Raw genomic sequence first — 20115 nt, forward strand, 5'->3', positions numbered from 1 at the left:
CCGCAATCGGCAAGCTCGGCGGCATATTTCGCAAGCTGGGAACCGTTGGTGGTCAGCGTCAGTTCGTCGAGCCTGCCGGCATGGACATGCTTGCCGAGTTCGCGCACTAGGAACATGGCGTTCTTGCGCACCAGCGGCTCGCCGCCGGTCAGCCGCAGCTTGCGCACGCCCTTGGCGATGAAGGCGGAACAGAGCCGGTTCAGCTCCTCGAGCGTCAGGAGATCCTTCTTCGGCAGGAAGGTCATGTTTTCCGCCATGCAATAGGTGCAGCGGAAGTCGCAGCGATCCGTCACCGAAACCCGCAGATAGGTCACGGCCCGCCCGAAGGGGTCGATCATCGGTGTTTTGGCATCGACCAGCTTGTGAGCGCCGGTCCTGTCGACGGTGACGGTATTCAACACAATTCTCCCTGTTTGACCAATGTCGTGACCAAACCCGGCGGCGTCAAGGCGCAAGCGCTCGAAAGCATGAGAAAACCGATGCGAAACACTTTGCCGGTGATCACGATAAGTTTGAGAAATGTGTGAGGAATTCCCTCCGGCGGGAATCTGCGCTAGTGCTGCTCCGCACCAATGGAGACTGCCGATCATGAGCGACATCTGGCCAACCGAACTGCGCGTCTCGAAAGACCGCCACCGGCTGACGGTTGCTTTCAACGACGGAAGCTCTTTCGATCTGTCGGCGGAGATGCTGCGCGTGCTGTCGCCGTCGGCCGAAGTTCAGGGCCATGGGCCGGGGCAGGGCCTGACCGTGCCCGGCAAGCGCAACGTCTCGATCATCTCGATGACGCCGACCGGCAATTATGCCGTCCGCATCGGCTTTGACGATCTTCACGATACCGGGATTTTCACCTGGAACTATCTGCGCGAGCTCGGCCAGACCGGCGATACCCTGTTTGCCGCCTATGAGAGCGACCTGGCGGAGAAGGGCATGAGCCGGGACAAGGCGGAAAAACCACGCTAACGGGCTTTCTCCCTTGTTTTAACCGAGATCGCCTTCCGCTTTCAAAAGACGGGCGATCAGCCGTTCCATCGACTGGGCGACGAGCAGGCAATCCTCGATCGGTTCGTTGTCCAGCGACGTGTCGATCAGCGCGGTCTGGATCTCCATTGCCTGCTCCGTCAGTTCACGTCCGCTCGGCGTCAGCGACAGCCGCAAGACGCGCTTGTCCTTGGCATCGCCACGCCGCTCGATCAGCCCGCGCTTTTCCAGCTGCGGCAGCAGCATGCTCATGTTCGAGCGCCCGACCAGAAGTTTTCGCGCCAGCTCCTGCTGGGTGATGCCCTCGAATCGGTAGAGGTTGATCAGGATATCGAGGTGGGGCGGCTTGACGTCGAGTTCGGCGAGCGCGCGCGTCAGCGTCTGCTGCATCAGCTGGCAGGCGCGGGCAACGGCGATCCAGCTGCGGAAACGCGGATGGTCCCAGGGGAAATGATGTGGTTCGATCGTTGCTTGCTTTTTGTTCATCGTTGTACAATAATGTTCATCATTGAACATTTAAACAGGAATCCCACTATGGCATCCTTTGCGATCGAGGTCACCCGTCTCGGGCTCAAATGCGTGTCGGCCTTTTCTCCGCAGGCAGCGGGCCGGCTGGTGTTTCGCCTGTTCAGCCTGACGCCCTCGCGCAAGGCATCGAATGCCAAGGAAAAGGCGGCGCTGGCAGCGGCGGTGCCTGTCATGGCACGGGCGCGGCCTGTCACGCTGTCCTATGCGGGCGGCTGGGTCATGGCGCGGCACTTCGAGGCGCGGGCCGAGCAGGGGGCCGGCAAACGTATCCTGCTGGTCCATGGCTGGGGATCGCGCAGCGATTATCTGGCCGCCATGATCGAGGGACTGACGGCGGATGGCGCCGAGGTCGTGGCGCTCGACTGGCCGGGACATGGCGCCTCGCCGGGGCGGACGCTGACCATGCCGGCGGCCGTGCGGGCGATCGATGCCGCCTGGCGGCATTTCGGCGGCTTCGATGTTGCCGTTGGCCATTCCTTCGGCGGGGCGAGCCTGGTCTGCGCCGCCGGTGGCCTGGTTTGCGATGTGCCGTCGCACAGTGCGAAGAGAATGGTGCTGGTCGGTGCTCCCAGCGAAATGACATGGCTGTTCAAGGGCTTCGGCAAGCTTTTCCGTCTTTCGCCGAAGGCGCAGGCGGCGTTCGAAGGCGTGGTGGTGCGTCTCTCCGGCCGGCGTGTCGAGGAATTCGATGCCGCCCGCGTTCTGGCGCGTGTGGCCGTTCCCGTGCTGGTGATCCATGCGGAAGACGACAAGGAGGTTTCGGCCGATCATGCGCGCCGCTATGCGGCGGCGGGGTGTAATGTCGAACTGCACTGGGCCAACGGTTTCGGCCATCGCCGCATCGTGTCGGCAGCGCCGGTGATCGCGCGGATCAATGCCTTCGTTCATGCCGGGGATCGGAAAGCCGCCGCCTGAGCGTTTCTTGTGGGTTCCGTCATAAAGGTGTCATGCTATCCGTTGAAAGGATCGCCCAGTTTCGATGAGCAAGGGGCGATGGAGGATGGCATGACAATCATTCGCACGGTGGAAGAACTGAACGCACTTTACGGTGGCGCGAGCGAGGCGTCGCTGGTCAAGGTCACCAGCCGGCTGACGCCGGACTATGCTCATATGATCGAGGCGGCTCCGTTTGCAGCGCTTGCCACCGTCGGGCCGGAAGGGCTTGACTGTTCGCCGCGCGGCGACGATGCCTGCGTCGTGCGGATCGCCGACGAGAAAACCGTGCTGATGCCGGACTGGCGCGGCAACAACCGGGTCGATTCGCTGGCCAATATCGTCCGTGACCCGCGCGTGGCGCTGATGTTCCTCGTTCCCGGTTCGAATACGACGATGCGAATCAACGGCACGGCCGTGGTCAGCGTCGATCCGGAGCTGACCGGTTCCTTCGAGGTCGATGGCAAGCATCCGCGCAGCGTCATCGTCGTCACCATCGGCGAAGTCTATTTCCAGTGTGCCCGCGCGCTGATCCGCTCGCAGATCTGGAATCCCGAGCGCTTCGTCGATCCGCAGTCCCTGCCGACACCGGGTACGCTGCTGAAGGCGGCCAAGGCCGATTTCGACAAGGACACCTACGACCGCGAATGGCCGGAGCGCGCCGCAAAGACGATGTGGTAGGCCGGAACTGTCTGAATAAATCCCCGTGGCGAAACGTTTTTCCAGCAACGGATGCGGTGTGCTCCGTGGAATGGGAGGCGGAACGCCGGTTTCGCACGTGGGGGAACACATGAGACACAGGATCGCTTTTCTTCTGGCCGCCACGATGACGCTCGGCCTTTCGGCGGGTGCCGCAAAAGCCGACAGGCTGGTCGAGGAATACAATGCCTATATCGGCGCGGAAGATCTCACCAATTCCTACGGCGAACCATTGACCGAGCCGTGGCAGGTGATCCGGCAGGACAGGGCGAATTACCATCGCTATGGCGTGACGCAGCCGGGCGATGAGGGAGACAGTTTCTTCGCCTCCGCCAAGAACCGCGAGAGAGCCGAGCGCATGCTCGAATACGGCACGATCGAGCCGCGCGCCGCGCGGGCATTGCTGCGTGGTGGAGCCTTGATCAATGTCCAGATCTTCCGGGGACCCCAGGGCGACTATATCAATGTTACGGTCGATTGACCGGAGGCCCGGCTGGGTGATTGCTGCGGCGATGCTGGTTGTGGCATTGCCGGTGCAGGCTGCCGAACTCAGTCTCGCAGACAAGGTGGATCTGCTGATTGCAGCCTATCCGGATTCTCTTCTCAAGAGCCAAGACGGAACCATCCGTTTTCGCGACGGCGGGTCGCTGCCGGTCGATGACGGCAAGGCCAAGGACCATGCGGGTAAACTGGCATCCGGCGATATCGAAGACAGCCTGTCGCAGATTTATCCCGCCGGGCCGTGCGAAACCACTCTTGATGTCAATTTCGATCCGGGCCGCATCCGCAGCGATGCGCTGATGATGCGGCTTTATGGTGCGTCGGCCCGGGAAGTCGAAGCCTCTCTCGTGGATGTGGACTGGTTCGGCAAGACATTGCGCGTGACCAAACGGCAGGGCGCGGCGGCGGCGCTGGAAAAGGTGCGCGACGCGCTGAAGGAAATGCCTGATCTCAAACCCTTTCTCTCGCCATCGGCCGGAACCTTCAACTGGCGCAAGGTGGCGGGGGCTCCAAACATGTCGGTGCACAGTTTTGGTGCGGCTATCGATATCAACACGAAATATGCCGATTACTGGATCTGGTCGGGCGGCAAGCCGGGCAGGGTACCGCACTACAGGAACAGATACCCGATGAAGATCGTCGATGCCTTCGAGCGGCACGGTTTCATCTGGGGCGGGCGCTGGTATCACTATGACACCATGCATTTCGAATACCGGCCCGAACTTCTGGCGATCGCCAGGGTAGCGGGTGGCGACGCTTGCCGCTAACGTCTGCCTTTCGATCGAATCCAAGGCAGACAGTCATATGCAGAAGAAAATCTACCTCGCCGGACCGGACGTGTTTCTTTCCAACGGCAAGGAAATCCTCGGCAGGAAGGCCGACATGACGCGTGCCGCCGGTTTCATTCCGCTGTGCCCTGGGGATCTGGCGCCGCCGCCGGTGGAGACCAAGAATGCGCGGGGGCTGGCCATCAGCGGCATCAACGAAGGCATGATGCGGCAGGCGGATGCGGTGCTGGCCAATTTGACGCCGTTTCGCGGTCTGGCGGCCGATGTCGGCACGAGTTTCGAACTGGGCTTCATGTGCGCGCTCGGCAAGGCAGTCTATGCCTATACCAATGTTCCCGACGATCACTTCAAGCGCTGTGCCGAATATTACAAGGGCGATCTAACGCAATCCGCGGACGGACGCGTGCGCGGCCCGGACGGGTTGTCGCTCGAGGATTTCGACATGGCCGACAATCTGATGCTGGACGGCGGGATCAAGAGCCGGGGCGGGGCTTTCGTCATCGGCAATGCGCCGGCCGACCGGATCTACACGGATCTTACGGCCTTCGCCGAATGCCTGCGGCTCTTTGCCGAACGCCACGGCGATTGAGACGATGCGCGGTTGATAAGGTGGCGGGACCGAAAGACCCCGCGTCGTCATTGTTATCTCCGGCGGTCGGACGTCTTAATCGCGGACGATGACCTTGGTGCCGATCGTGACATTGGCGTAGAGATGCTCGACATCCTCGTTGGCCATGCGGATGCAGCCGGATGACATTGCCTTGCCGATCGAGGACGGCTGGTTGGTGCCGTGGATGCGGTAGATGGTCGAGCCGAGATACATGGCGCGGGCGCCGAGCGGGTTCTCGATGCCGCCCTTCATGGTGACGGGCAGGATGTGGCCCTTCTTCGCTTCACGGGTGCGCATCTCTTCCGGCGGGTTCCAGGTCGGCCATTCGGCCTTGCGGCTGACCGTGTTGGTGCCGGTCCAGATGAAACCCTCGCGGCCGACGCTGACGCCGTACTGCATGGCAACGCCGTTGCCGAGCACGTGGTAGAGGCGGCGGTCGGAATTGTCGATGATGATCGTGCCGGGGGCGACGTTTTCGGTGAAGGCGATCAGTTCGCGCGGGACGGGCGACAGGTTGATGTTCCTGCCGGCGGTCTTTGCCTTGGCCGGCTTGCCTTCCGAGAGCACCTGCAGCCAGCCGGTCTTGGCGGATGAGGACTGGAGCGAGGCGACGTCGAAGGAGCCGTCCTTGCCGGCGGCATGTGCTGCGGGCGCAAGAATGGCGGTTGCGATCAGGGCTGCGAGAATGGTCTTCATGTCCGTATCTCCCGGTTCGTGCGGGAGATTTTCCGGTTCATTCCGGCGCGCTCCCTTGTCTGGAGCTTTTCTAGCCAATCGGCGGGAGCGGGGCTGTTTCCTGGGGAACGCGGCGAAAACACGGCAGAATGCGTTGCCGCCATCCCGGTCCGTTCTGGCTGCAACCGCCTATTTGCGGTAGATCAGCCAGTTCTTGCCGGTATCCTTCTTCATGCCTTCCTCGAACAGGATCGTCCTGTTGCGGCCGGCATTCTTGGCGCAGTAGAGTGCGATATCGGCCTTGTTGTAGAGATCGACCGGATCATCGGCATGCGATGCCTGGCAGACGCCGAGAGACAGCGTGATCGGGCCGTAGTTGACGCCGGTCTTGGAGTTCTTGAAGGGCGTGGTCGAAAGCGCATTGCGGATACGCTCGGCCACCTGCAGGCTTTCCTCAAGGCTGCTGTCGCCGAGGATGATGGCGAATTCCTCGCCGCCGGTGCGCGCCACGAAGGCGTCACGGCGCAGATTGGCGCGGATGACCGTGCCGACGGTCGCCAGAATCTTGTCGCCGACCGGATGGCCGTAGCTGTCGTTGACCTTCTTGAAGTGGTCGATATCGGCAATCAGCAGGCCGGTATAGGTGCGAAGCTGCTCGGAATTGTAGACGGATGCCAGTTTCTCGTCGAAGGCCCGGCGGTTGGCAAGGCGTGTCAGCGAATCGGTGTTGGCGATGCGCTTGTATTCGTCGAGTTCCTGGCGGATGACTTCCATCTCGAAGGATTTGAGCGAGACGTTTTCGGCCCGTTCCTTGCCCTGGTTCATCGTGTCGGCGGTCGCTTCGGTCAGGATGCTGACGCACTGGCGCAGGATTTCGGCGCTGGAGCTGCTTTTGCCGGTGATGTTCTGGTAGGTCTCGTCCAGCAGCTTGTTGTAGTTTTCAAGCGCGAACTGTTCGTCCTTCAACAGCTTGAGGAGATCGCCGAGTTCGCTTGCAAGATGATTGTGGGCCCGGTCGATGCCGGCCGCATGGTGGACATGGGCGAAGTAGCGCGCGCCGATCTCGTCCAGTTCTTCCTGGGTCGCCCGGCTGCCGAGTGCGGCCAGTTCCTTGGTCAGCTTCGGGTTGGAACCGATATAGGCTTCGTAATAGAGCTCGTAATTGCGCGGTAGTGGCGAGATGCCCATGATGCGCATCGCATAGGTCACCTGCGCTGCAATATCGGGTACTTGCGTTTTGTTCGAAGCCGCTTGCATGGCAAGCTCCTGTCCTGTTGTCTCCGGTTGCTAGTTTTAGGGATGAAAGATTTTGGAAGGCTTAACGTTTGAGAAAACAAATCGCTCAGATTGTATGTATATTTTGTGGCACGCAAAAGTAACAAGGCCGCGATGTCCGCGGCCTTGTTATGCGTTACCGGATGATACCGGACGCCAGGATCAGGATGGGCTGATCATCGTTTCCGGGCGAACGACGGCGTCGAACTCGGCGTCGGTTACGTAGCCGCCGCCAACGGCTTCCTCGCGCAGCGTCGTGCCGTTCTTGTGGGCAGTCTTGGCGATCTTGGCGGCATTGTCATAGCCGATCTTCGGGGCCAGCGCCGTGACCAGCATCAGCGAGCGGTCGAGCGCCGCCTTGATGTTGTCCTCGCGGGCCTCGATGCCGACGACGCAATTGTCGGTAAAGGAGACGGCCGCATCGGCCAAAAGCTGGACGGACTGGAGGAAGTTGTAGGCCATCAGCGGATTGTAGACGTTGAGCTCGAAATGGCCCTGGCTGCCGGCAAAGGTCAGTGCTGCATTGTTGCCGAACACCTGCACGCAGACCTGCGTCAGCGCTTCGCACTGGGTGGGATTGACCTTGCCCGGCATGATCGACGAGCCCGGCTCGTTTTCCGGCAGCGACAGTTCGCCGAGGCCCGAGCGCGGACCGGAGCCCAGAAAGCGGATGTCGTTGGCGATCTTGAAGAGGGCGGCAGCTGCCGAATTGATGGCGCCGTGGCTGAACACCATCGAATCATGCGCGGCCAGCGCCTCGAACTTGTTGGGCGCGGTGACGAAGGCGATGCCGGTGATCTTGGCAATCTCTTCGGCGACCTTTTCGGCAAAGCCGATCGGCGCGTTGAGGCCGGTTCCGACCGCCGTGCCGCCCTGTGCCAGTTCGCAAAGACCGGGCAGGGTCATCTCGATGCGCTTGATCGAGGAGGCGACCTGCGCGGCATAGCCGGAGAACTCCTGGCCGAGCGTCAGCGGGGTGGCGTCCTGCGTATGGGTGCGGCCGATCTTGATGATGTGATCGAAGGCCTTCACCTTGGCTTCGAGCGCCTGATGCAGATGCTTGAGGGCCGGCAGGAGGTCGTGAACGACGCGCTCGGCGCAGGCAATGTGCATGGCCGTCGGATAGGTGTCGTTCGACGACTGGCTCATGTTGACGTGATCGTTCGGATGCACCGGCTTCTTCGAGCCCATGACGCCGCCGAGCATTTCGATGGCGCGGTTGGAGATCACCTCATTGGCATTCATGTTCGACTGCGTGCCCGAACCGGTCTGCCAGACGACGAGCGGGAAATGGTCGTTGAGCTTGCCGTCGATGACTTCCTGTGCGGCTTCGATGATCGCCTTGCCGACGGTCGGGTCGAGGCCCTGCAGCTCCATGTTGGCGCGGGCGGCGGCCTGCTTGACGATGCCGAGCGCACGTACGATCGACAGTGGCTGCTTTTCCCAGCCGATCTTGAAGTTGCCGAGCGAGCGTTGCGCCTGTGCGCCCCAGTAGCGGTCGCTTGCGACTTCGATCGGGCCGAACGTATCTGTTTCCGTGCGCGTTGATGTCATCGTAATCCCTGCTTTCGTCATTCGATGTCGAGACCGGCGATATCGAGACCGGCGATGTTGAGACCGGGCGGTGTCGAGACCGGAAGGTGGATGAGGCCGCCGCGCTGCGACGGTCTGAAGCTTTGATGCGGTTCTCTCTGGCTCAGGAGGCCGGTGCTTGTAAAGGGGTTGCATGCCTTCGGGGCATGCTACAATCGTTTGAAATGCCGGCTTGCGCGTGCACCGGGCATTGCAGTCTGCCGATGGTCTGCCCGGCAGCCTGCCGGCGGTGTTCCTGTGCCTTTTCAGACACAAGCGGGTGGATAGTTTGCAAGGCGATCGCCGGGATTTTTGCAAGGGACTGCGATTTTTCGCGGGTGTCGAAAAATAATCCAAGGAATTCAAATTTTTGGACGGCCTCATCCGTCATTCTGCTGCCGGTCTGTCACGCATTTGTGAGGGTTGGCGCAGGGCCGGAAGGGGTGGCGTTTCCTTTTCATTCACCATCCTTTCTTATAAGTACGAAAGCTCGGTGACATGATGGGCATCGGGCGCGAACCGCTGACGGCGGCAATGCGATACGGGGACGAGTAAGCCAATGAAATTGATGAAGACTGCAGCGATTGTGACACTGATGGCCGGGTGTGCGCTCACCTCTCTTGGTGTTCATCGCGCGGAAGCGCTGAATTTGCTGGATATCTTTCGCAAGAAAAAGCCGGTTGTCGAAGAGGTTCAGCCGCAGCCAAGCGTCCAGCAGACGCCGCGGGCCCAGAAGCAGGCCCAGGTCGTGCGGCCGCTGCCAAAGGTGACCGCGCCGCAATATTATACCTACAAGGCCGAGCCGTTGCGCCGTATCGCCACGGCAAAGCTGCTTGATCCGGTGGTGACCGGTTCCGTCGACAGCGATCCCCAGCCGCCGGTGCCCGGCGCCTCGCTGGCCGATGCCCGACGGTTTCTGCCTGATGTCGCGGTCTATGCTCCGGCCGATGTCGCCAAGGCGATCGAGACTTTCTATACCGGTCGCGACGGATTTGTCTGGATCGATGGCGATGCGCCGAATGCGTCAGCCAGGGCTGCGCTCGCAGTGCTCGAGAAGGCGGCCGATGTCGGGCTCGACCCGAAGGATTACGCCGTTACCGTGCCGTCCGATACATTCGACCGCAACGACATGGCGGCGCGCGAAAAGGCGCTGGTCGAATTCGAAATCCAGCTTTCGGCGGCATCGCTGACCTATATCGCCGATACCGTGCGCGGCCGCATCGACCCGAACAAGATTTCCGGTTACCACGATTTCAAGCGCAAGGACGTCAACCTGACGGGCAAGCTGGACAATATCGCCAGAAGCCACGATGTCGCGGCATACCTCAATTCGCAGACGCCTGCCGGCCCCGAATTCCTTGCCCTGAAGAACGAGCTGAAGACGCTGCAGGCGGCGACGGATGATGCGCCGCAGATCACGATTGCGCCGGGCACGCTGCTGAAGCCGGGCATCAGCAATCCCGAGCTTGCCAATGTGGTTGACGCCATTCGCGTCAAGGGTTCGGATGCGCTGAAGGCCGAGCACGTAGCGACCCTCTCTGCCTATCAGGGAACGCCGGACTATACGCCGGAACTGGTGGCGCTGATCGAAGGCTTCCAGAAGGAAAACGGCCTGAAGCCAGACGGCATTGTCGGCAAGGCCTCGATCCGTATCCTGACGGGCGGCGACAGCACCGCCGGCAAGATCGACAAGGTGCGGATCGCCATGGAGCAGGCGCGCTGGCTGCCGGCCGATCTGGGCAGCCGCTATGTCTTCATCAATCAACCGGCCTTTATGGTCTATTACCACGACAAGGGCGCCGAGCAGTTCTCGATGCGGGTCGTGGTCGGTTCCAAGGCGCACCAGACGTTCTTCTTCGAAGACCAGATCCAGACGGTCGAATTCAATCCGTTCTGGGGCGTGCCGCAGTCGATCATCATCAACGAGATGCTGCCGAAGCTGCGCAGCGATCCGGGTTACCTCGATCGTCTCGGCTATCAGGTGGAGGTTGGCGGGCGTCCGGTTTCGTCCTACGACGTCAACTGGAACGGTTCGACGGCCGGCGTTTCCGTCCGCCAGCCGCCGAGCAGCGACAACGCGTTGGGTGAGCTGAAGATCCTGTTTCCGAACGCGCATGCCATCTACATGCACGACACGCCGTCGAAGAGCTTCTTCAAGAAGGATGATCGTGCCCTGAGCCATGGCTGCGTGCGGCTGGCCGATCCGCGCCGGATGGCGGCTGCCGTGCTGGGCACGACGGTCGATGATGTCGCCAAGCAGATTGCCGGCGGCCGCAACAAGGGTGTGTCCGTGCCGCAGAAGATTCCGGTCTATGTCGCCTATTTCACCGCATGGCCGAACAAGGACGGCACGGTGGAATATTTCCACGACGTCTATGACCGCGACATGTACATGAATCGCGCGCTCGAAGCGACGCGCCTGGCGCGCCGCGCGGAAGGCTGAGCGTTGTTCAGAAGATGATGAAAAAGGCGGCTTCGAGCCGCCTTTTTCATGCCCGCGCGATCAGCCGTTCGATCAGTTCGGGGGTCAGGTCGTCGAAGTGGCGCACGATCAGATCGGGTTCCAGGCTTTCGATCGACACGTCAGAATAGCCGAAGGGAACGCCGATCGAGCGGACGGAGGCGTTTTTCGCGACGAGAATGTCGTTGAGGCTGTCGCCGATCATCACTGCCTTTTCCGGTACTCCACCGGCAAGACGGATGGTCGACAGCAGATGTTCGGCATCGGGCTTGCGCACGGCAAACGTATCGCCGCCGGTGATCGCCGCGAAGCGGGGGGAAAGCCCAAGCCCGTTCAGCAGGCTCCTGGCAAGCATTTCCAGCTTGTTGGTGCAGACGGCAAGCGTGTAGCCGGCAGCGGCCAGGCGATCCATGGCGGTGACGACACCCGGATAGGGGATGGAATCGCCCGGCATCGAGCCGTGATAGAAATCCACGAATTCCTTCATCTGCCAGTCGAGGTCAGCGGCGCTGAGCGGCTTGCCGCGCAGCGTGAAGGTGCGCTCGATCATCGCCTTGGCGCCGTGCCCGACCAGATGGGTCAGGTCACCGTAACTCACCGGTGCGAGGCCGGCCTGCGTGATCGCATGGTTGAGGCTTGCGACGAGGTCGGGAGCGGTATCGACGAGGGTTCCATCAAGATCAAAAACGACTACGGATGCGGACACGGGACCCTCTTGAAACAGGTATGAATGGCTGCAATCCGGGTAGGGGAACCGGTGGCAAAAAGCAATCGCGACTTTGCCAGCAGGCGCAGTTTCGCCATTTGCGTCTCGCCTGCTATTTTGGCTTTTGTTTGCCGTTGCAGCCGTGTAAACGTCTCAGCGGAATGGCAGGATGGCATTTTTGGCCCCTGTCTGATCGATCAAGCGGCTGAGGAGAGCGTGGCGCATGGACGCCCGTGAAATGAAGATCAAGGCTGCCCAGGCAGCGCTCGACTATGTCGAGGATGGTATGCGGCTCGGTATCGGCACCGGCTCGACGGCGGAAGAGTTCGTCCGGCTGCTTGCCGAAAAGGTGGCGTCCGGCTTTCGCATCGAGGGTGTGCCGACATCGGAGCGCACGGCCCGGCTTTGCGTCGAACTCGGCGTGCCGCTGAAATCGCTGGAAGAACTTCCCGAACTGGACCTGACCATCGACGGCGCGGACGAAGTGGATCCGATGCTGCGGCTGATCAAGGGCGGCGGCGGCGCGCTTTTGCGGGAAAAGATCGTTGCCTGCGCCTCGGCGCGGATGATCGTCATTGCCGACGAGACCAAGGTGGTCGATACGCTCGGCGCCTTCAAGCTGCCGATCGAGGTGAACGTCTTCGGGCTGGCTGCCACGCGCATTGCCGTCGAGAAGCTGGCGGCGCGGCATGGGCTTTCCGGTGAAATCGCCGTCAGAACCTCGGGTGACGGGCCCTTCATGACCGATGGCGGACATCTGATTCTGGATGCATCTTTTGGCCGCATTCCTGATGCAGATGCGCTGGCATGCGAACTGAACGCCATTCCCGGCGTGGTTGAGCATGGGCTGTTCATCGGCATCGCATCGCTGGCCATCATCGCCGGTCCGGCGGGGGCGAGGGTGATGACGGTCTGACCGGCTGCGGTTCGGGTGGCTGCCACCGCCTGAGCCTCTTGCCGGTGGTTGCAAGGTTTCTACCTGTGGCCGTGCGCGGTTGCAGAGGATCGTTACAGTGTCGCCGCCGGCGGGGATTGTCCCGGCAGGGTGGCGATGGCTTTGAAATTGGATTATGCAGGGGTTTCGCAGATGCACGACGCGCGTGGAACCCGGCGTCAACTGACAGGAGCGTTACAGACATGATCAATCTCGCAGGTCTCGGCCGTACAATGGCTGCAACTGCCATCATTCTTTCCGCCGTCATGGTCCCGACCCTGCGGGCGCAGGACGTGACCGACGAGCAGCTCAAGGCCGCCCGTGGCGCGATCGAGGCGATCGCTGCCACCAACGGTTTCGACAACATCCTGCCGAGCCTGGCCGAGCGGCTGAAGACCACGCTCATCCAGTCCTCGCCGAACTACGAGGACCTGATCACCAAGACGGTCGATGCCAAGGCGCTCGAACTGGCCGCCCGCCGCGCCGATCTGGAGCGTGAAGCGGCAACGATCTATGCCAAGACCTTCACCGTCGATCAGCTGAACGCGATCACGGCGTTCTACACGTCCGACGCCGGCAAGAAGCTTCTGAACGACGGTCCGATCGCCTCGCGCGAAATGGTCAAGGCTGCCGATATCTGGGCGTCGGGCATCTCCCGCGACCTGAACGCGGCCGCGACCAAGGAACTGAACGCGACCCTGACCGCCGGCCAGCAGCCGATTGAAGGTGCGACGACCACACCGCCTGCCCAATAAGGCGATGATCGCCGGTTCCGTCCGGCAGATGTTTCGTCATGAATTGCTGAAGCCCGGGTCATTCCGGGCTTTTCATTTTGTATCGTGCCACCCTATATCAGCATCACACGGCGGATTCGCCGGCGAGGCGCTGTATCGCGATTGCGGCTGTAGCCCTCCCGCGACCCGTCTTCCTTCGCATATGACCCGGCCGGGAGTTTTTCAGCATGGCTTCTTACGATTATGACCTCTTCGTTATCGGTGGCGGTTCCGGGGGCGTGCGCAGCGGGCGCCTCGCGGCGGCCCTGGGCAAGAAGGTCGCGATCGCCGAGGAATTCCGCTACGGCGGCACCTGCGTCATCCGCGGCTGCGTGCCGAAGAAGCTCTATGTCTACGCCTCGCAATTTGCCGAGCATTTCGAGGACGCGGCAGGCTTTGGCTGGAGCGTCGGCGAAAGCACATTCGACTGGCAGAAACTGGTCGCCGCCAAGGAAAAGGAAATCACCCGGCTGGAAGGGCTCTACCAGAAGGGCCTCGCCAATGCCGGAGCCGAAATCCTGCATACAAGGGCGGAGCTGACCGGACCGAACACCGTCAAGCTGATGGACAGCGGCAGAACCGTGACGGCGGAGCGGATCGTCATCGCGGTGGGCGGCCATCCGACGCCGCACGATGCACTGCCGGGCCATGAACTGTGCATCAGCTCGAACGAGGCCTTCGACCTCAAGGAACTGCCGAAATCCATCGTCATTGCCGGCGGCGGCTATATTGCCGTCGAATTCGCCAACATCTTCCATGGCCTGGGCGTCGAGACGACGCTGATCTATCGCGGCAAGGAGATCCTGTCGCGCTTCGACCAGGACATGCGGCGCGGTCTGCATGTGGCGATGGAACAGAAGGGCATCCGCATCCTCTGCGAGGATCTGCTGCAATCCATCACCCGGACGGCCGATGGCCGGCTGGCCGCGGAAACGCTGAAGCATGGCACGCTGAGTGCCGATCAGGTGATGCTGGCGCTCGGCCGTGTGCCGAACACCAAGGGGCTGGGGCTGGAGGCGGCGGGGATCGCCGTCAACGAGCGCGGCGCCATCATCGTCGATGCGTTTTCGCGCACCAGCGCGCCCGGCGTCTACGCGTTCGGCGATGTGACCGATCGGGTACAGTTGACGCCGGTCGCCATCCATGAGGCCATGTGCTTCATCGAGACGGAATACAAGGGCAACCCGACATCGCCCGATCACGATCTGATCGCCACCGCCGTCTTTTCCCAGCCGGAAATCGGCACGGTCGGGCTTTCGGAAGAGGACGCGGCCAGGAAATTCGACGCGCTGGACGTCTACAGGGCCGAGTTCCGGCCGATGAAGGCGACATTGTCCGGGCGCAGCGAAAAGACGATCATGAAGCTGATCGTCAATGCGGCCGACCGCAAGGTTCTGGGCGTGCATATCCTCGGGCACGAAGCGGGCGAAATGGCGCAATTGCTTGGAATCACGCTGAAAGCGGGCTGCACCAAGGACGATTTCGATCGCACCATGGCGGTGCATCCGACAGCGGCGGAGGAGCTGGTGACGATGTACACGCCGAGCTACCGTATCAAGAATGGCGAGCGGGTCGGCTAAGCTACCGGCCTACCGCTTGCAAACCAGCCGGCAATTTGTGCGCGAGCCGCCCGGCAGCGCGCAGTTTGCTGGTACAATGGCTTTGCAATCGCCATGTTAACGTTTATAAGCCCGCATCCGCAAAATCGCCGTTTTCCCGAGAGGGGGAGCTGCGGCCGGGGATTGTGCCGCCGAAACGCGGTTGAAATCCGGTTTCAGGCGGCATTGCAGGGACATGGATCCGGCGATGCGACTGCTGCGGCGGACCTTGCGCAAGAGAACAGGTGATCGACATGGCACAGAATTGGACCCCGAACAGCTGGCGGCAGAAGCCTATTCAGCAGGTGCCGGACTTTCCGGATATGGCAGCGCTTGCGAGCGCGGAAGCGCAGCTTGCGACCTATCCGCCGCTGGTCTTTGCCGGCGAAGCGCGCCGCCTGAAGAGCCAGCTTGCCAATGTTGCGGACGGCAAGGGATTCCTCCTGCAGGGCGGCGATTGCGCCGAGAGCTTTGCCGAACATGGCGCGGACACCATCCGCGACTTCTTCCGCGCGTTCCTGCAGATGGCCGTTGTCCTGACGTTCGGCGCCCAGCAGCCGGTCGTCAAGGTCGGCCGCATCGCCGGCCAGTTCGCCAAGCCGCGTTCGTCGAATATCGAGCGCCAGGGTGATGTCGAGCTGCCGAGCTATCGCGGCGATATCATCAACGGCATCGAATTCACCGAAAAGGCCCGCATTCCGGACCCGGAGCGCCAGATCATGGCCTACCGGCAGTCGGCTGCGACCTTGAACCTCCTGCGCGCTTTTGCGATGGGCGGCTATGCCAACCTTGAAAACGTGCATCAGTGGATGCTCGGCTTCGTCAAGGAAAGCCCGCAGGCCGAGCGTTACCGCAAGCTCGCCAACCGGATTTCCGAAACGATGGATTTCATGAAGGCGATCGGCATCACCTCGGAGAACCATCCGAGCCTGCGCGAGACCGATTTCTTCACCAGCCACGAGGCGCTGCTGCTCGGCTACGAGCAGGCGCTGACGCGTGTGGATTCGACCTCGGGTGACTGGTACGCCACATCCGGCCACATGATCTGGGTCGGCGACCGGACGCGCCAAGCCGATCACGCGCATATCGAATATTGCCGCGGCATCAAGAACCCGCTCGGCCTGAAATGCGGTCCGTCGCTGACCGGCGATGGTCTGATCGAGCTGATCGACATCCTGAACCCGTCGAACGAAGCCGGCCGTCTGACGCTGATTTGCCGCTTCGGCCATGACAAGGTGGCGGAAAACCTGCCGCGCCTGATCCGCGCCGTCGAAAAGGAAGGCCGCAAGGTCGTCTGGTCCTGCGATCCGATGCACGGCAACACGATCACGCTCAACAACTACAAGACCCGTCCCTTCGAGCGGATCCTGTCGGAAGTCGAAAGCTTCTTCCAGATCCACCGCGCCGAAGGCACGCATCCGGGCGGCATCCATATCGAGATGACCGGCAACGACGTGACGGAATGCACCGGCGGCGCCCGTGCGCTTTCCGGCGCCGATCTCGGCGACCGTTACCACACCCATTGCGATCCGCGTCTCAACGCCGACCAGGCGCTCGAACTGGCCTTCCTTCTGGCCGAGCGCATGAAGGGCGGCCGCGACGAAAAGCGGATGGTCGTCAACGGTTGATCCCGGGCCGATCAGCGCTGCTGATCCGCGTGTGAGCGAATTGAAATTGACAGAACCGGGTTGGCTGACGAAGCTGGCCCGGTTTTTTCATGCCTGTTTGACGGGCCAATACGCATTTTTAGGGGATGAAGATGGCGGAAGAGCATACCGGGTCGTGCAATTGCGGCGCTGTCCGTTTCCGGACGCATGGCAGGCTGCGCGAAGTCATCGCCTGCCATTGTTCCCAATGCCGCAAGCAGACGGGGCTTTACTATGCGGCCACCAATGTTTGCGACAGCGAGCTGGATCTCGACGGCGCGGAGAACGTCACCTGGTACCGGTCAAGCGCGGACGCCCGTCGCGGCTTCTGCCGGACCTGCGGCTCGGCCCTGTTCTGGAAAATGGACGCCCTCGACTATACGTCGATCATGGCCGGTACCTTCGATACCCCGACCGGCCTGGCCTTCGGCGTCCACATCTTCTGTGCCGACAAGGGTGATTTCTATGAGATCAATGACGGCCTGCCGCAGTTTGCGCAGTCAAACGGGTGATGTGCCGGCACCGGGCGTGCCGGTGTCGATCGAGCGGACAGCATCGTTATAGGCCCTGTCGAAGGCGCACAGCTTGATGGACTGCCAGCGCTTGTAATCCTCAACGAACGCGGCTGTCGCCCAGGTCCTGTTCCTGCTGCTGCCGCGATCCTGCCAGCCAAGCGAGCCCAGCGCTTCGGCACGGGAAAACAGGCGGCGGACATGTGTGCGCGACAGGGAATAGTGGCTGGACAACTCGGCAAAGCGCAGGTTTTCGACCCAGTGGCAGCCGTCCTGCGGCACCGCGTTGACGATCCGAGAGATGAAATCATCAAGGATCAGGCCGCCATGTTCGGTCCAGACGAAACAGGAAATGCTGAGCGGCGGTTCGCGCCATGCCCTGTCGGCGATCAGCTGTTTTGCCACGATCGGCTGGGCGCGGTGGAAAATCTCCGGATTGGCTTCCAGCCGCGCGACGCGGCCACCACTGTCGAGCAGGTCGAGGCTGTGCATCTGGCCACGAAACCACAGCGTCATCGCCTCGTGGCTGACGTCCGTCGGCTCCAGAGGACGGCTGCGTTTGCTGGGGGAGCCTGGAACATCGCGGATGAGCTTGTAGGCCAGCATTTCCGCCAGAAAGGCGGTCGCCGTGTTGCGGCTCGCCGCGTCGAATTCGACGATGATATCGAGAAGCCGCGACGCGGTAATGCCCGATAGCGGATCCGTGGGGTCGCGTTGCAGATGCAGCGCGTAAGCGGCCTGGGTGAGAAGCCATTTCTGCTGGGACGCGACCAGGCGGGCGATCCTTGGGAAATGGTCGTAAAGCCCGATCATGTACTGCGTGCTCTGCTGCAGGACGCCAAGCAGCGCCGGGTTCGCCGCCAACGCATCAACCTCCGGGGAGGAGCGGCCGGTGCCCGGGGTTTCGATCGGTGATGGCTGTATGCCGGTCATGAGCTTGGCGAGAATCCAGTGAAGAGATGAAACAGCAAGATGAATCAATGACGGGTTGAACGGGTATTATGTCACCCGCAAAACGGCCAAAGTCTACCCTTTGTTCGCGGAATGGCGGGTAATAGCGGGGAACGATGACGTGAACGCGCCGCATGGCTCAAACGGCTTTGCGGCAAACCGCGGTCTCCATGCAGCAGAAAAGCCGGACAGCGATTTGCTATCCGGCTTTGGAGGAGGAGGGCGCAGGTTGCGGTGGTTACTGCACCAGCACCGGCTGCAGGCAGTTGACGCCGGTTACACGGAGATCAGCTTCGCCGATCCGCACGCCGACGGCCAGCAGCAGATTGTAGAGCAGCGTATCGACCGCGGGCGTGACCGCGCCCAAGGTATTGGCAAGAGCCTCCAGCACGGCTTTCGGAGTGCCCAGCGTCAGGAACAGCAGCTGGATCTGGACATCCAGGTTGGAGAGCAGAGACTGCGTGACCGATGTCAGGGCGTCCTTGGTCGAGACGGTCTTGACGACGCTCGAGGCGACTTCGGATGGGCTGAATGTCACCCGCTGCGCCTTCGTGTTCGTGGCTTCGATATGGGCCATGCCGTCGATCTGCAGCAGCAGGGAATCGAGGATTCTGGCTTTCTGAACCCGCGCGGTGGTGCTGAAATTCTGCAGCGCCGTGGGGTCGACCGTACCGATGGCGATTTCTGCCAGACCGGGGACGGTATCGATGGAGACGCTGGCATTCGTGTTCGAGCCGCCATAGCAGCGGATATCGGCCAGCTTGCCTTCCGCATAGGCGATTTCGACATAGATAGGCAGCTTGATCTTCAGTCCGAGCAGGACGGCCAAGCCGTCGACGTTGACTTCGACCATCAGCCGCGTCTGCGCGGTGCGAACGGCCGAGCCTGGCGAACCCAGCTTGTTGGATGGCGTTGCAACAGGCGGTTCGCCTATGGCGAGCTTGACCGTGGCCGAGGCTATTCCGGGCAGGCCCGCCATGGCGCCCAGCGCTATCTGGTTGCTGCCGTTGGAAAGCGCGGCGGTGGTCGAGATGATGTTGAAAGCGTTGATCTTCATGTTCCAGTTCGAGCCGGCATCGACGCTCAGACCCTTCTTGGGGTCGATGTTGAGAAGCTGCGACAGCGTGAAGGTCTTCTTGTTCTTGCTGGTGGCCGTTTCCAGCGACTTGAGGGCGGAGTTGACAGTGCTGGAGAGCCCCTGGACCAGTTGCATCGAGGCTAGCAGCTGCGGCATGGTCAGGTTCGCCTTCAGCACGTCGTCATAGGTGGCGGCCGTCAGGTTCAGGCGCGTGGAGATGATCTTCAGGAAAGGCTGGATATCGATGTCGGCATTCAGCAGCGCCTGGTAATCCATCACCTTGAGCGAAATCGTCGTGCCCAGCATCTGGCCGAGAAGGCTGTTGAGGATGCCGCCGTCGAGGCTGGCGAGCCGCGAACCGATCGAGAAGGATGCAAGCTTGGTGCTGGCCGCCGTACCGACGGCACTCATCGTCGGCGGAGGGCTGAACATGGCTGCGAGATGAAGCGATCCCTGCTTTTCGATCGAAATCTGGGCCGCATCCTCGGGCGTGGCATTGGCGACGAACCGCTGACCGGTCGGCAGGGCGGGATCCGGCACATAGCGGCCCTTGACGATGGTGAGGATGCCGTTTTTGATCGCGGTAAGGTCATTCGGGATGATCTTGCCGTCCGTAGTCATCAATCCACTCTTGGTTGCAACGGCAAGGTTGAGGCCATTGGTCTTGAGGTGGTTGAGCGTTGTCGCTTCCGCGTTCGGCAAATCCGATGCCGCGACGATGGCGGTAATGTCGGCAATTCCCTGCATTTCGCGCTTTTGCAGCGTCAGGTAACCGTAGTCGACACCCAGCCCGAGCGATAGAACGACCAGGGGCAGGACGAAGGCGGCGGAAATGCCGATATTGCCGGCCTTGTCGGCAAAAAAGCTGCGATGCTTCGAAGTTGTGTGGGGCAT

The 20115-nt window shown here is 61.6% G+C and carries 21 protein-coding genes; 12 read left to right on the forward strand and 9 right to left on the reverse strand.

All coding sequences use genetic code 11. From position 1 onward, the window contains the following. The coding region (locus tag ADU59_RS26595) for a radical SAM protein (RefSeq protein ID WP_139093233.1) at positions 1–338 on the reverse strand (338 nt) is incomplete at its 3' end. 250 nt (positions 339–588) lie between these two features. Between ADU59_RS26595 and ADU59_RS26600 the strand changes: the two genes are divergently transcribed. Beyond that, positions 589–963: a gamma-butyrobetaine hydroxylase family protein gene (locus ADU59_RS26600; protein WP_068958345.1), complete on the forward strand. Its 375-nt coding sequence runs from the start codon at positions 589–591 to the stop codon at positions 961–963. 18 nt (positions 964–981) lie between these two features. Here ADU59_RS26600 and ADU59_RS26605 read toward each other — a convergent pair whose 3' ends face one another. Continuing rightward, positions 982–1467, reverse strand: coding sequence for a MarR family winged helix-turn-helix transcriptional regulator (locus tag ADU59_RS26605; RefSeq protein WP_068958347.1), 486 nt, complete (start codon positions 1465–1467; stop codon positions 982–984). 48 nt (positions 1468–1515) lie between these two features. Between ADU59_RS26605 and ADU59_RS26610 the strand changes: the two genes are divergently transcribed. The 5 genes from ADU59_RS26610 (at position 1516) to ADU59_RS26630 (ending at position 5019) form a co-directional block, all read left to right on the forward strand. Further along, complete coding sequence (locus tag ADU59_RS26610) at positions 1516–2424, forward strand: alpha/beta hydrolase (RefSeq protein ID WP_068958349.1); 909 nt, start codon at positions 1516–1518, stop codon at positions 2422–2424. 90 nt (positions 2425–2514) lie between these two features. Beyond that, positions 2515–3123, forward strand: coding sequence for a pyridoxamine 5'-phosphate oxidase family protein (locus ADU59_RS26615; RefSeq protein WP_068958604.1), 609 nt, complete (start codon positions 2515–2517; stop codon positions 3121–3123). 109 nt (positions 3124–3232) lie between these two features. Further along, positions 3233–3622, forward strand: coding sequence for a hypothetical protein (locus ADU59_RS26620; RefSeq protein ID WP_068958351.1), 390 nt, complete (start codon positions 3233–3235; stop codon positions 3620–3622). Further along, positions 3606–4409: a M15 family metallopeptidase gene (locus ADU59_RS26625; protein WP_068958353.1), complete on the forward strand. Its 804-nt coding sequence runs from the start codon at positions 3606–3608 to the stop codon at positions 4407–4409. Before ADU59_RS26620 ends, ADU59_RS26625 begins: the two co-directional genes overlap by 17 nt. A gap of 37 nt (positions 4410–4446) precedes the next feature. Beyond that, positions 4447–5019 carry a nucleoside 2-deoxyribosyltransferase gene (locus tag ADU59_RS26630; RefSeq protein ID WP_068958355.1) on the forward strand — a complete coding sequence of 191 codons (573 nt, stop codon included), beginning with the start codon at positions 4447–4449 and terminating at the stop codon, positions 5017–5019. Positions 5020–5094: 75 nt separating this feature from the next. Here the strand turns inward: ADU59_RS26630 and ADU59_RS26635 are convergent, their stop codons facing one another. From ADU59_RS26635 to ADU59_RS30450, 4 genes are all read right to left on the reverse strand, one after another. Further along, positions 5095–5736, reverse strand: a complete 642-nt coding sequence (locus tag ADU59_RS26635) for a L,D-transpeptidase (protein ID WP_068958357.1) — start codon at positions 5734–5736, stop codon at positions 5095–5097. A 168-nt stretch (positions 5737–5904) separates the two neighbouring features. After that, positions 5905–6972 (reverse strand): GGDEF domain-containing protein, encoded by a 1068-nt coding sequence (locus tag ADU59_RS26640; RefSeq protein WP_068958359.1) that lies wholly within the window; start codon positions 6970–6972, stop codon positions 5905–5907. A 180-nt stretch (positions 6973–7152) separates the two neighbouring features. Beyond that, entirely contained in the window at positions 7153–8565 is a 1413-nt protein-coding gene (gene fumC / locus ADU59_RS26645; RefSeq protein ID WP_099050947.1) for a class II fumarate hydratase, read from the reverse strand. Between the two features lie 121 nt (positions 8566–8686). After that, positions 8687–8953, reverse strand: coding sequence for a hypothetical protein (locus ADU59_RS30450; protein WP_139093229.1), 267 nt, complete (start codon positions 8951–8953; stop codon positions 8687–8689). Between the two features lie 168 nt (positions 8954–9121). On the opposite strand from ADU59_RS30450, the gene ADU59_RS26650 reads away from it, so the two are divergent. After that, complete coding sequence (locus ADU59_RS26650) at positions 9122–11005, forward strand: L,D-transpeptidase family protein (protein ID WP_068958364.1); 1884 nt, start codon at positions 9122–9124, stop codon at positions 11003–11005. A 46-nt stretch (positions 11006–11051) separates the two neighbouring features. Here the strand turns inward: ADU59_RS26650 and ADU59_RS26655 are convergent, their stop codons facing one another. Beyond that, positions 11052–11729 carry an HAD family hydrolase gene (locus tag ADU59_RS26655; protein WP_068958366.1) on the reverse strand — a complete coding sequence of 226 codons (678 nt, stop codon included), beginning with the start codon at positions 11727–11729 and terminating at the stop codon, positions 11052–11054. Positions 11730–11952: 223 nt separating this feature from the next. On the opposite strand from ADU59_RS26655, the gene rpiA reads away from it, so the two are divergent. The 5 genes from rpiA (at position 11953) to ADU59_RS26680 (ending at position 17192) form a co-directional block, all read left to right on the forward strand. Continuing rightward, on the forward strand, positions 11953–12645 hold the full coding sequence (gene rpiA, locus ADU59_RS26660; protein WP_068958367.1) for a ribose-5-phosphate isomerase RpiA: 693 nt from the start codon (positions 11953–11955) through the stop codon (positions 12643–12645). 221 nt (positions 12646–12866) lie between these two features. After that, entirely contained in the window at positions 12867–13418 is a 552-nt protein-coding gene (locus ADU59_RS26665; protein ID WP_068958369.1) for a DUF2059 domain-containing protein, read from the forward strand. 206 nt (positions 13419–13624) lie between these two features. After that, entirely contained in the window at positions 13625–15016 is a 1392-nt protein-coding gene (gene gor / locus ADU59_RS26670; protein ID WP_068958371.1) for a glutathione-disulfide reductase, read from the forward strand. Between the two features lie 272 nt (positions 15017–15288). Then, positions 15289–16662 (forward strand): class II 3-deoxy-7-phosphoheptulonate synthase, encoded by a 1374-nt coding sequence (locus ADU59_RS26675; RefSeq protein ID WP_068958606.1) that lies wholly within the window; start codon positions 15289–15291, stop codon positions 16660–16662. A 131-nt stretch (positions 16663–16793) separates the two neighbouring features. After that, positions 16794–17192, forward strand: a complete 399-nt coding sequence (locus ADU59_RS26680) for a GFA family protein (RefSeq protein WP_068958373.1) — start codon at positions 16794–16796, stop codon at positions 17190–17192. Here ADU59_RS26680 and ADU59_RS26685 read toward each other — a convergent pair. Both ADU59_RS26685 and ADU59_RS26690 read right to left on the reverse strand, forming a co-directional pair. Beyond that, the gene (locus ADU59_RS26685) at positions 17181–18125 is read right to left on the reverse strand and encodes a hypothetical protein (protein WP_068958608.1); all 945 of its coding nucleotides are present in this window, start codon (positions 18123–18125) and stop codon (positions 17181–17183) included. The genes ADU59_RS26680 and ADU59_RS26685 overlap by 12 nt on opposite strands. A 256-nt stretch (positions 18126–18381) precedes the next feature. After that, positions 18382–20115 carry a pilus assembly protein TadG-related protein gene (locus ADU59_RS26690; RefSeq protein WP_068958375.1) on the reverse strand — a complete coding sequence of 578 codons (1734 nt, stop codon included), beginning with the start codon at positions 20113–20115 and terminating at the stop codon, positions 18382–18384.

Origin of the sequence: Pararhizobium polonicum, assembly GCF_001687365.1 — a bacterium.
Lineage (GTDB): Bacteria > Pseudomonadota > Alphaproteobacteria > Rhizobiales > Rhizobiaceae > Pararhizobium > Pararhizobium polonicum.